10 protein-coding genes are annotated in these 12,182 nt (G+C 60.4%); 1 reads left to right on the top strand and 9 read right to left on the bottom strand.

Annotation, left to right across the window (positions count from 1 at the left end):
* Positions 1 to 39 precede the first annotated feature (39 nt).
* Positions 40 to 1,548: a sensor domain-containing diguanylate cyclase gene (locus tag AD669_RS22045; protein ID WP_053123623.1), complete on the top strand. Its 1,509-nt coding sequence runs from the start codon at positions 40 to 42 to the stop codon at positions 1,546 to 1,548.
* Between the two features lie 148 nt (positions 1,549 to 1,696).
* On the opposite strand, the gene lpxC is transcribed toward AD669_RS22045, so the two are convergent.
* The 9 genes from lpxC to murD all read right to left on the bottom strand — a co-directional run bounded on the left by lpxC (position 1,697) and on the right by murD (position 12,177).
* Positions 1,697 to 2,608 carry a UDP-3-O-acyl-N-acetylglucosamine deacetylase gene (lpxC, locus tag AD669_RS22050; protein ID WP_008082763.1) on the bottom strand — a complete coding sequence of 304 codons (912 nt, stop codon included), beginning with the start codon at positions 2,606 to 2,608 and terminating at the stop codon, positions 1,697 to 1,699.
* Between the two features lie 112 nt (positions 2,609 to 2,720).
* Entirely contained in the window at positions 2,721 to 3,917 is a 1,197-nt protein-coding gene (ftsZ, locus tag AD669_RS22055) for a cell division protein FtsZ (RefSeq protein WP_053123624.1), read from the bottom strand.
* A gap of 69 nt (positions 3,918 to 3,986) precedes the next feature.
* Positions 3,987 to 5,246 (bottom strand): cell division protein FtsA, encoded by a 1,260-nt coding sequence (ftsA, locus tag AD669_RS22060; protein WP_053123630.1) that lies wholly within the window; start codon positions 5,244 to 5,246, stop codon positions 3,987 to 3,989.
* A 15-nt stretch (positions 5,247 to 5,261) separates the two neighbouring features.
* A complete protein-coding gene (locus tag AD669_RS22065) occupies positions 5,262 to 6,128 on the bottom strand; it encodes a cell division protein FtsQ/DivIB (RefSeq protein ID WP_053123632.1) in 867 nt (288 codons plus the stop codon).
* 4 nt (positions 6,129 to 6,132) lie between these two features.
* The gene (locus tag AD669_RS22070) at positions 6,133 to 7,107 is read right to left on the bottom strand and encodes a D-alanine--D-alanine ligase (RefSeq protein WP_053123634.1); all 975 of its coding nucleotides are present in this window, start codon (positions 7,105 to 7,107) and stop codon (positions 6,133 to 6,135) included.
* Complete coding sequence (gene murC, locus AD669_RS22075; RefSeq protein ID WP_053123636.1) at positions 7,104 to 8,564, bottom strand: UDP-N-acetylmuramate--L-alanine ligase; 1,461 nt, start codon at positions 8,562 to 8,564, stop codon at positions 7,104 to 7,106. Before murC ends, AD669_RS22070 begins: the two co-directional genes overlap by 4 nt.
* On the bottom strand, positions 8,557 to 9,627 hold the full coding sequence (gene murG / locus AD669_RS22080) for an undecaprenyldiphospho-muramoylpentapeptide beta-N-acetylglucosaminyltransferase (RefSeq protein WP_053123638.1): 1,071 nt from the start codon (positions 9,625 to 9,627) through the stop codon (positions 8,557 to 8,559). The genes murC and murG overlap by 8 nt, the downstream gene beginning before the upstream one ends.
* Entirely contained in the window at positions 9,617 to 10,834 is a 1,218-nt protein-coding gene (gene ftsW / locus AD669_RS22085) for a putative lipid II flippase FtsW (RefSeq protein WP_053123640.1), read from the bottom strand. The genes murG and ftsW overlap by 11 nt, the downstream gene beginning before the upstream one ends.
* Positions 10,831 to 12,177, bottom strand: a complete 1,347-nt coding sequence (murD, locus tag AD669_RS22090) for a UDP-N-acetylmuramoyl-L-alanine--D-glutamate ligase (protein WP_053123642.1) — start codon at positions 12,175 to 12,177, stop codon at positions 10,831 to 10,833. Before murD ends, ftsW begins: the two co-directional genes overlap by 4 nt.
* Between the last annotated feature and the right edge of the window lie 5 nt (positions 12,178 to 12,182).

Raw genomic sequence — 12,182 nt, forward strand, 5'->3', positions numbered from 1 at the left:
TCCTACGCTTAGAAGATCCCCTCAACCGATAATCCGATCATGATCGCGAGCCGTACCCCTCCCGTTTCGGGCAAGACCGGACGCCCCGAGCTGCTGCTGATCTGCGGCAGTTTGCTCAGCGTGATCGCGATTTTAGCCATCGTCACTTTTCTGCTGATCCGCGAGCACGCTAACGCTCGGCAATCCGCCACCCGCAGTGCGACCACCATCGCCCAGTTGATCGACGCCGACGTGCTGCGTACCGTCGAACTCTACGACCTGTCCCTGCAAGGTTTGATTGCCGCCGCCCAGCGCGATGACCTGCAAAATGTTTCGCCCGAGATCCGCCATCTGGCGCTGTTCGACCGTTCCACCACTGCGCGCTTCAAGGGCGATATTCTGCTGCTCGACAAGCACGGCGATGTTCTTGCTGACTCCTCAAGAGTCGAGCCGAAACCGGGCAACTTCGCCGACCGCGATTACTTCCTCGCCCACGCCTTCAACCGCGATGTCGGCATGTTCATCAGCCGACCGTTCAAGACCCGTTGCGACTGCGACGAAGCCAATCAATGGCGTATCAGTTTCAGCCGACGCATTTCCTCGGACACCGGCGAATTCGTCGGGGTGGCGGTGGCGTCGATGAAGCTCGACTATTTCGATCAACTGTTCAAAAGCCTCGACATCGGCAAAGGCAGCACGCTGAACATCATCGACGATGACGGTGTGCTGCTGGCGCAGAAGCCCTATCTGCAAAGCGACTCGATCGGCAAAAGCTTCGGCAACCGGCCCAATGTCATCCGGATTTTGCGCGACAAGGATGGCAAAGGCAGTTTCAGCAGTACGTCGAGCATGGATCATCAGCAACGCCTCTACACCTATTCGCGGGTGGGCAATTTACCGCTGACGGTGATGGTCGCGCTGTCCAGCGATGAGGTGTTTGCGACGTGGCGGCGTACGGCGATGTTGATCAGTGGCGCCACTGGTGCGCTCTGCGTGGGATTGCTCTGGCTGACCTGGCTGCTCGCCCGCGAACTGCGCCGACGTCAGCGCGCTGAACGTGAACTGGCGCAACTGGCCGCCACCGATGCGCTGACCGGTGTCGCCAATCGTCGGATGCTTGATCAATCGCTGCGTCACGAGTGGTTCCGCGCGCAGCGTTCGGGCAAGCCGATGTCGGTGATGATGATCGATGCCGACCACTTCAAAGCCTTCAACGACCAGCATGGTCATCAGGCTGGGGATCAGGCGTTGAAGGCGTTGGCCAAGGTGATTACGGACAATGTGCGGCGACCGGCGGATCTAGTGGCGCGGTATGGCGGCGAGGAGTTTTCGGTGATTCTGGCCGAGACCGATAGCCAGGGCGCGCAGCAGATTGCCGAGCATATTCGCGAGGCGGTGGAGCAGTTGCCATGGGTTGCAGGGGCTGATCGACCGATGACGGTGAGTATCGGCATTGCGACGTGGACGGCGGCGAGTGAGATGACGCTGGAGCAGTTGCTGTTTGTGGCGGACAAGGCGTTGTATCAGGCTAAGGAAGGTGGGCGTAATCGGGTGGTGGTGGCTGCCTGAAGATCAAAAGATCGCAGCCTTCGGCAGCTCCTACAGGTGATCGCATTCCAGTGTAGGGGCTGCCGAAGGCTGCGATCTTTGGCTTTTTAAAGAGAATAAAAAAAGGCCATCCGAGGATGGCCTTCAAAAAACTAGAGAGGTTTTTTACTTACACCGCCGCAACCGGGCGCATGTAAGAGATTGGTGCGGTGCTGGCGTCATCGAACGTCACCACTTCCCAAGCATCTGTTTGCTCAATCAACTTGCGCAACAGCTGGTTGTTCAGTGCATGACCGGACTTGAAGCCTTTGAACTCACCAATCAGGCTGTTACCCAAAAGGTACAGGTCGCCAATGGCATCGAGGATCTTGTGCTTCACGAATTCGTCTTCATAGCGAAGGCCGTCTTCGTTCAGTACGCCATCGGCATCGACCACGATTGCGTTTTCAACGCTGCCGCCGAGTGCGAGGTTGTGCTTGCGCAGGTACTCGATATCACTCATGAAACCAAAGGTACGGGCGCGGCTGACTTCTTTTACGAACGAAGTGCTGGAAAAATCCACGCTTGCACTTTGGGTGCGGTCCCGGAAAACCGGGTGATCGAAATCGATCTCGAAGCTCACCTTGAACCCTTCGAAAGGGACGAAAGTGGCGCGCTTGTCGCCGTCTTCCACTGTCACTTCACGCAGGATGCGGATGAATTTCTTGGCGGCGTCCTGTTCTTCCAGGCCTGCCGATTGAATCAGGAATACGAAGGGTCCAGCGCTGCCATCCATGATCGGGACTTCGGACGCGGAGAGCTCGACGTAGGCGTTATCGATGCCCAGGCCAGCCATGGCCGAGAGCAAGTGCTCTACCGTGTCCACTTTGACGTCGCCATTGATCAGCGTCGTCGACATAGTGGTTTCACCGACGTTTTCCGCGCGGGCAGGGATCTGCACCACAGGGTCGAGGTCAGCGCGACAAAACACAATGCCAGTGTCGACAGGCGCAGGCTTGAGGGTCAGATAGACCTTCTCACCGGAGTGCAGGCCTACACCTGTGGCACGGATAATATTTTTCAGTGTGCGTTGTTTAATCATGGCTTGGGCCGCTTCAGCGCAAATTGCGAACTGGTATCAACAAAGGCTGGCGATAATAGCAGACCGAGCCTTTGCTGAACACCAATCACCTTCATAGCCCTGATACATTCCATCAATCGGCCTGACGACGCAGGAATGCCGGGATGTCCAGGTAGTCCAGGTCATCTTGCGGATTCATCTTCGCGGCAGCCGCAGCACCGGCCTGAGCCTGGTTGCGCATGACGGTCGGACGATCCAGATCACGGTAATTTACCGCTGGCGCTTCCTGACGGGTCGGAGCCGGTTGTTGTACCTGAGCGGTCGACATCGAGGTATGAACGGTATTGTCGATGACCTTCACAGGCTTCTCGATTTTCGCGCCCAGACCGGTAGCAACCACAGTCACGTGCAGCTCGTCGCGCATGTCCGGATCGATAACGGTACCGACCTTGACCATGGCGTGCTCGGAAGCGAAGGCTTCGATGATGCTACCCACGTCGGAGTACTCACCCAGGGACAGGTCAGGGCCGGCGGTGATGTTCACCAGAATGCCGCGTGCGCCTTGCAGGTTCACGTCTTCCAGCAGCGGGTTACGGATTGCCGCTTCGGTGGCTTCACGTGCACGGTTCGGACCGCTGGCGCAGCCAGTGCCCATCATTGCCATGCCCATTTCGCTCATCACGGTACGCACGTCGGCGAAGTCGACGTTGATCATGCCCGGCCGCTTGATGATGTCGGAGATACCGCGAACGGCACCGGCCAGTACATCGTCAGCCTTGGCGAAAGCCGACAGCAGGCTGGCGTCTTTACCGAGGATGGTCAGCAGCTTCTCGTTAGGAATGGTGATCAACGAGTCGACGCTTTCGGACAGCATGCGGATGCCTTCATCGGCGATCTGCATACGCTTGCGGCCTTCGAACGGGAACGGACGAGTCACGACCGCAACGGTCAGAATGCCCATTTCCTTGGCCACTTCGGCGATGATCGGTGCAGCACCGGTACCGGTACCGCCGCCCATGCCAGTGGTGATGAACACCATGTTGGTGCCCTGCAGCACTTCGGCAATACGCTCACGGTCTTCCAGAGCAGCCTGACGGCCGACTTCCGGGTTCGCGCCGGCGCCGAGGCCTTTGGTCACGCCAGTGCCCAGTTGCAGGATGGTACGCGCGCCGATGTTTTTCAGCGCTTGAGCATCGGTGTTGGCGCAGATGAATTCAACGCCTTCGATGTTGCTCTTGACCATGTGGTTGACAGCGTTGCCGCCGCCACCGCCGACACCGATAACTTTGATTACCGGGCTTGCGGGGATGTTGTCTACGAGTTCGAACATTTTCCCTCTCCTTACATTCTCTAGTTTTTTTCGCCTACTGCATGTTTGTTGCGGTGTTGCGGTAAAGCTTTAGAAGTTGCCTTGAACCCACTTCTTCAATCGGTCCAGCAACGGCGCCTGTGGCTCTTCGTTGCTGTAGCTGTCGCGGCTGCCGATGCCCGAGAACGAGATCCCGTCGGACTGCTTTTGCAGGCCGTACATCAACAAGCCAACGCCAGTGGAATAAATCGGGTTGCGTACCACGTCATCCAGACCTTTGACGCCGTGCGGCACGCCCAGACGAACCGGCATGTGGAAGATTTCTTCGGCCAGTTCAGTCGCGCCTTCCATCTTCGAAGTACCGCCAGTCAGCACGATGCCGGCCGGGATCAGGTCTTCGTAGCCGCTGCGACGTAGTTCGGCCTGGATCAGCGTGAACAGTTCGTCGTAACGCGGTTCGACCACTTCGGCCAGGGCCTGACGCGACAGTTCGCGCGGTGGACGGTCGCCGACGCTTGGCACCTTGATGGTTTCACCGGCACCGGCCAGTTTCGCCAGGGCGCAGGCGTAGCGGATTTTGATTTCTTCGGCGTACTGAGTCGGAGTGCGCAACGCCATGGCGATGTCGTTGGTCACCTGATCACCGGCAATCGGGATCACCGCGGTGTGACGAATTGCGCCTTCGGTGAAGATCGCGATGTCGGTAGTACCGCCGCCGATGTCGACCAGGCACACGCCCAGCTCTTTCTCGTCGTCGGTCAGTACCGAGTAGGCCGAGGCCAGTTGCTCGAGAATGATGTCGTCGATTTCCAGACCGCAGCGACGCACGCATTTTTCAATGTTCTGTGCAGCGTTGACGGCGCAGGTGACCACGTGAACCTTGGCTTCCAGACGCACGCCGGACATGCCCAGTGGTTCACGAACGCCTTCCTGGTTATCGATCACGTAATCCTGCGGCAGGGTGTGCAGCACGCGCTGGTCAGCCGGGATCGCCACAGCCTGAGCAGCGTCGAGTACGCGCTCAAGGTCGGCCGAGCTGACTTCGCGATCACGGATCGCGACGATGCCGTGGGAGTTCAGGCTGCGGATGTGATTGCCCGCCACGCCGACGAACGCCGAGTGAATGCGGCAGCCCGCCATCAGTTGGGCTTCTTCGATCGCACGCTGGATCGATTGCACGGTGGACTCGATGTTCACCACCACGCCCTTCTTCAGGCCACGGGACGGATGGGTACCGATCCCGACGATTTCCAGCGTGCCGTCGTCGGAGACCTCGCCGACCAGCGCCACCACCTTGGAGGTGCCGATATCGAGACCGACGATCATTTTGCCGCTTTGCACGTTTGCCATGGATCCTGCCTCTTCTTAATTCTTTGCGACAGCGGGTTGGGCTGTCGTCGGCGCTACAGGTTCCCGCCAGCCAACAGCAAGGCCGTTGGCGTAGCGCAGATCGATGCGCGCAATGTTCGTAATCTGGTCTTTAAGCGTCTTGTCATAGATGGCGATAAAGCGGCGCATCTTTTCCACCAAATTGCCGCGTCCCAGCAGCAGCTCGATGCCGGGGCCGGAACTGCCGGCACCGGTGGTCAGGAACCAGCTCCCGCGTTCACGCAATTCCAGGCGTGCAATCGAGAAGCCCAACGGCCGCAGCATCTGGCTCAGCACCTGATACTGCTGCATCACTTGCTGCTGGGCCCGTTGTGGGCCGAACAGCTGTGGCAGGTGTTCGTAGTTCGCCAGTTCCTTTGGCGTAAACGCCTGGCCCTGGTTGTTCAGCAACGACTCGTCGCCCCAACGCGCTACCGGTAATTGCTCTTCGAGGCGGATCACCACTTGATCCGGCCACACCCGACGTACTTCGGCATGGGCGATCCAGGGCATCTGCTCAAGCTCGGTGCGCATCCCGGCCAGGTCGATGGTGAAGAAGCTCGACGCCACATACGGGGCGATGCGCTGCTGCACTGCTTGCTGGCTGATGTAGCTCAGGTCGCCCTGCACGGCGATCTTGGTGATCGGCCGGTCGGCGTACGGCAGCAAACGCGTTGCCCCTTCGTAGGTACCAAAGCCCAGCACAACCAGCAGCACCGGCCAGAACAGGCTTTTCAGAAAACCGAAATTGGCTTTCGGCAGGCGCGCGGACATCGGCTCTTTCGCCACCATTCGGCTGGCACCCCGCGGTACCGGCTTGCGGCCGGGTGCGGGTGGCTGATGTCTGAGCTGAGCGCCTTGCATGGTCTTAACCTCGCGCCTCTTGAGTGACTGCGCCTTCAACACTGGCGGCCAGAATGGCCAGTACCAGTTGCTGGAAATCCAGACCGGCAGCACGGGCCGCCATCGGCACCAGACTGTGATCGGTCATGCCCGGTGCGGTGTTCACTTCCAGGAACCAGAACTGCCCGTCGGCGTCCTGCATCACGTCCGCCCTGCCCCAACCGGCAATCCCCAGCGCCTCACTGGCCTTGGCCGTGAGATCCATGAGTTCCTTTTCCTTGGCGGCATCCAGCCCGCACGGAATGCGGTACTGGGTATCGTTGGCGATGTACTTGGCGTCGTAGTCGTAAAACGTGTGCGGTGTACCCAGGGCGATTGGAGGCAACACCTGGTCACGCAGGGTGGCGATGGTGAACTCCGGACCTTGAATCCATTGCTCAACCAACACTTGCGAATCGTAGGTACTGGCCGCTTTCCATGCGTCGATCAACTCGGACGCAGAACTCACTTTGGCCATCCCGATACTTGAACCTTCATGGGCCGGTTTGACGATCAAAGGGAAGCCCAGTTCCGTCGCCGCAGAAATACAATCGGCTTCGCTGCACAGCACGGCGTGACGCGGCGTCGGAATCCCGAGGCTGTGCCAGACCTGCTTGGTGCGCAGTTTGTCCATCGCCAGTGCCGAGGCCAGAATGCCGCTGCCGGTGTAGGGAATGCCGGCCACTTCGAGCAGGCCCTGCATGGAGCCGTCTTCACCGCCACGGCCGTGAAGAATGATGAAGGCGCGGTCGATTTTTTCACTCAGCAGACGTTGCAGAATGTCGGCGCCAACGTCGATACCGAACGCGTCCACACCAGCGCTCTGCAGCGCATCGAGAACGGCGTTACCGGATTTCAGCGAAACCTCACGCTCGGCACTCAAGCCGCCGAAGAGCACGGCGACGCGGCCGAAGTCTTTCGGCGCGATGGTGGAGAACAGCTTGGCGTAGGCAGCAGTCATTTCAACTTCCCCTCGACCGACGCCGCCACGGCGCCAGCGAACAATTCACTTTTCAACAGCTTCGGCGCGAGACCGCCGATATCACCCGCGCCCTGGCACAGCAGGATGTCGCCGGCACGCAACAGCGGCTTGACCAGCGGTGCCAGATCAACGCCACGCTCGATGTAGATCGGGTCGAGCTGACCGCGCTGGCGGATGCTGTTGCACAGCTTGCGGCTGTCGGCGCCCGGGATCGGCTCTTCGCCGGCCGGATAAACTTCCATCAGCAGCAGCACGTTGGCGTCGGCCAGTACATTGACGAAATCGTCGTACAGGTCGCGGGTGCGGCTATAACGGTGCGGTTGATACACCATCACCAGACGGCGTTCCGGCCAGCCACCGCGTACGGCTTTGATCACGGCCGCGACTTCGGTCGGGTGGTGACCGTAGTCGTCGACCAACATCACGTGGCCACCGTCCACCGGCAGTTCGCCGTAGACCTGGAAGCGTCGACCGACACCCTGGAAACCCGACAGGCCCTGAACGATGGCTTCATCGCTGACGCCCTCATCGGACGCAATGCAGATGGTCGCCAGCGAGTTGAGCACGTTGTGATTGCCCGGCATGTTCACGGAAACGTCCAGCGGCTCGCGGTCAGGGCGCAGCACGGTGAAGAAGGTTTGCATGCCTTGCTGACGCACATTGATCGCGCGGACGTCAGCGTCTTCGCTGAAGCCGTAAGTCACGGTCGGACGTTTCACCAGCGGCAGGATTTCGCGCACGACCGGGTCGTCCAGGCACATCACGGCCAAACCGTAGAACGGCAGGTTGTGCAGGAACTCGACGAAGGTTTTCTTCAGTTTGTTGAAGTCACCGTCGTAGGTCGCCATGTGGTCGGCGTCGATGTTGGTGACCACGGCCACCAGCGGTTGCAGGTGCAGGAAGCTCGCGTCGCTTTCATCGGCTTCGGCGATCAGGTAACGGCTGGTGCCGAGCTGGGCATTGGTGCCCGCAGCATTCAGACGACCACCGATGACGAAGGTCGGATCCAGACCACCGGCGGCGAACACCGAAGCGATCAGGCTGGTGGTGGTGGTTTTGCCGTGCGTACCGGCGACGGCGATGCCGTGGCGATAGCGCATCAGCTCGGCGAGCATTTCGGCCCGCGGCACTACTGGAATACGACGCTCAAGGGCGGTCGCGACTTCCGGGTTAGAGGTGTTCACAGCGCTCGACACTACCAATACATCGGCGGTCGCGGCGTTCTCGGCACGGTGGCCGATGAAGATCTGCGCGCCGAACGATTCCAGACGCTCAGTGACCGGCGAAGCTTTCAGGTCGGAACCGGACACTTCGTAGCCCAGGTTCAACAACACTTCGGCAATACCGCACATGCCCACGCCGCCGATACCGACGAAGTGGATGCGACGGATGCGGCGCATTTCCGGTTGCGGCATGGCTTTCTGATTCTCAACCATGGGCCACCTCCAGACAGGTATCGACCACGCTACGGGTGGCATCGGGTTTCGCCAGACGGCGGGCCGCTTGGGCCATATCTTCGAGTCGTTGCGGTTGCATCAAGACCTCTGTCAGGCGCGCGGCAAGATCCGCGGCACCAGTCGTTCTTTGCGGCATCAGGAAGGCTGCGCCTTCACGGGCCAAATAATCGGCGTTGCGGGTCTGGTGATCGTCGATCGCGTGGGGCAAAGGCACCAGCATCGAGGGCAGACCGGCGGCAGCCAGCTCACTGATGGTCAACGCGCCTGCGCGGCACACCACCAGGTCGGCCCAGCCATAGGCTTGGGCCATGTCTTTGATGAACGGCTGCACCTGCGCTTCGACGCCGGCGGCGCGGTAGCGCTCCGCAGTCACTTCATCGTGGTTTTTACCGGCCTGATGAAACACTTCCGGGCGCAAATCGGCAGCGACTTGGGCCAGGGCTTCAGGCAGCAATTTATTCAACGGTTCTGCGCCAAGGCTTCCGCCAAGGATCAGCAAACGCGCTTTGCGACCAGCCAGAGCCGGGCGCGATGTTTCGAGGAACAGCTCGCTGCGCACCGGGTTTCCGGTGGTACGGCGGGTGTCCGACAGAGTAAAGGTGTCGGGGAACGCTTCACACACCCGGGCGGCGAACGGCACCAGCAACCGATTGGCGGTGCCGGCCACAGCGTTCTGCTCGTGAACGATCACCGGCACGCCGGCCAGTTTCGCGGCAAGCCCGCCGGGACCAGTCACATAACCACCAAAGCCGACCACACACACTGGTTTCAACTGGCGAATGATCGCCCGCGCCTGCCACACCGATTTCAGCAGCATGAACGGCGCCTTGAGCAGCGACAGCTTGCCCTTGCCGCGCAGACCGCTGGCGTTGATGCGGTGAAGTTGAAGACCTGCAGCCGGTACCAATTCGTTTTCAATTCCGCGTGGCGTGCCGAGCCAGTGCACGGTGTAGCCGCGCGCCTGAAACTCGCGGGCACAGGCTAGCGCCGGGAACACGTGGCCGCCGGTTCCGCCGGCCATGATCAACACGTTAGCGCCCATGATTCGGCTCCTCAGCGAAGTCGCTCTCATGGAATTCCATTTCTTCACTGCCCAAGTGGGTTCGACTCTCCCACTCGATCCTCAATAACAAGCCGAGGCAGGCACAGCAGATCACCAACGAACTGCCGCCGTAACTGAGGAACGGCAAGGTCAGACCCTTGGTTGGCAGCAGGCCGACGTTCACCCCGATGTTGATCAGGAACTGACCAATCCACAGGAACGACAAGCCGTAGGCCACATAAGCTGCGAAATACTGTTTGGCTTTCTCCGCCCACAAGCCGATGTACATGCCGCGAATACACACGAACACGAACAGGGCCACGGTGCACAGCGAACCGACCGCGCCCAGCTCTTCAGCGAGAACCGAGAACACGAAGTCGGTGTGCGCTTCCGGCAGGTAGAACTGCTTCTGCACGCTGTTGCCCAGGCCCACGCCGAGCCATTCACCGCGACCGAAGGCGATCAACGCTTGCGACAGTTGATAACCGGCGCCGAACTGGTCAGCCCAAGGGTCAGCGAAGTTGGTCAGACGCGCCATACGATACGGCTGCATCTGAATCAGCAAGACCACCGCCCCGACCGCCAACACCACCATCAGCGAGAAACGGAACAGCCCGACCCCGCCAAGGAATAGCATTGCCGCCGCAGCGCCCATCATCACGACGGTGGCACCGAAGTCCGGCTCCATCAGCAACAGACCGGCCATCGGCAGCAGCACGATGAACGGCTTGAAGAAGCCCATCCAGCTCTCGCGCACTTCTTTCTGACGCCGCACCAGATAACCGGCGAGGTAGATCACCACGAATACTTTGGCGATTTCGGACGGCTGCACGTTGAAGAAGCTGAAACCGATCCAGCGCATCGAACCATTCACTTCTCGGCCGATGCCGGGGACGATCACCATCACCAGCAAACCGAACGCGCCGAGCAGCATCAACCAGCCGAGGCGCTGCCAGGTAGCAATTGGAATCATCATGGTGATGACACACGCGCCCAAACCCAGCACCACATATATAAGGTGGCGAATCATGTAATACAGCGGACTGCCCGACTGCGCGGCCGCCACTTCGGTGGACGCCGAGGCGATCATGATCAAACCGAGACCGAGCAGCGCCAGGCAACCGGCGAGCATCGGGAAATCGAGGTCGATACCGCGCCCGGTGATGATCGGCGACGGATACGGTTTGATGATATTGCGCAGGCTCATGCCAATTCCTCCACAGCGCGGACGAACTGGTGACCACGGTCTTCATAATTCTTGAACATGTCGAAACTGGCGCAGGCTGGCGACAGCAGCACCACGTCACCCGGCTGGGCAGCGGCGCGGCATTGCGCGACAGCATCGACCAGCGAGGTCGCGCGGATCAGTGGCACGGCATCACCGATGGCGGCGCCGATCTTGTCGGAGTCGCGGCCCATGAGGATCACGGCGCGGCAGTTGGCCCTAACCGGATCACGCAGATCGTTGAATTCGGCACCCTTGCCATCGCCACCGGCGATCAGGATGACCTTGCCATCGATGTCCGCGCCCAGGCCTTCGATGGCAGCCAGTGCGGCGCCGACGTTGGTGGCTTTGGAATCGTTGTAGTAAGCCACGCCGTCGAGATCACGCACCCACTGGCAACGATGTTCGAGACCGGCGAAGTTGCGCAGCGCCGCGAGCATCGCATCGAACGGCAGGCCGACCGCATGACCGAGTGCCAGCGCCGCGAGGGCGTTGGACTGGTTATGCGCGCCACGAATCTTCAATTCGCACACTGGCATCAGGTTTTGGAATTCGAAGGCCAGATACTTCTCGCCGTCTTCTTCGCGGATACCGAAGGCTTTGAAATCAGGTTTGGTCAGGCCGAACGTCCAGCATGGCTGGCCTTCGCCCATCAGCGGACGGCTCAGTGCATCCTGACGGTTGACCACGAACTGCTTGGCACCCCGGAAGATCCGGTGCTTGGCCAAGTGGTAAGCCGGCAGGCCGCTGTAGCGATCCATGTGGTCTTCGCTGATGTTCAGCACGGTCGCCACTTCAGCGTTGAGCTGGTCAGTGGTTTCCAGCTGGAAGCTCGACAGCTCCATCACGTACAGCTCGATGTCGTCGCTGAGCAAGTCCAGCGCCGGGGTGCCGAGGTTGCCGCCGACGGCGACGCGTTTGCCCGCCGCAACCGCCATCTCGCCGACCAGGGTGGTGACGGTGCTTTTCGCGTTGGAACCGCTGATGGCCACGATCGGCGCCTGCGCGTTACGCGCGAACAGCTCGATGTCGCCGGACAGTTTCACGCCACGGGCCGCAGCGGCTTGCAGGGCCGGGGTCGCCAGTGCCAGGCCGGGGCTCACGTAGAGCTCGTCGGCACGGCAGAGGAATTCGACGTCCAGCTCGCCACAACGCACTTCCACGTGCGGATAGTCACGCTTGAGCGTGGCCAGTTCCGGTGGATTTTCCCGCGTGTCCGCCACGGCAAACGACGTGCCCCGGTTCGCCAGGAAGCGAACCAGGGACATGCCGCTCTTGCCGAGGCCGACAACGATGCGGAAGTGGTCAGAAGCGATCAGAGACACTCGTT

The organism is Pseudomonas sp. P1.31 (assembly GCF_001269815.1).
In the GTDB taxonomy this organism is placed as follows: domain Bacteria; phylum Pseudomonadota; class Gammaproteobacteria; order Pseudomonadales; family Pseudomonadaceae; genus Aquipseudomonas; species Aquipseudomonas rustica.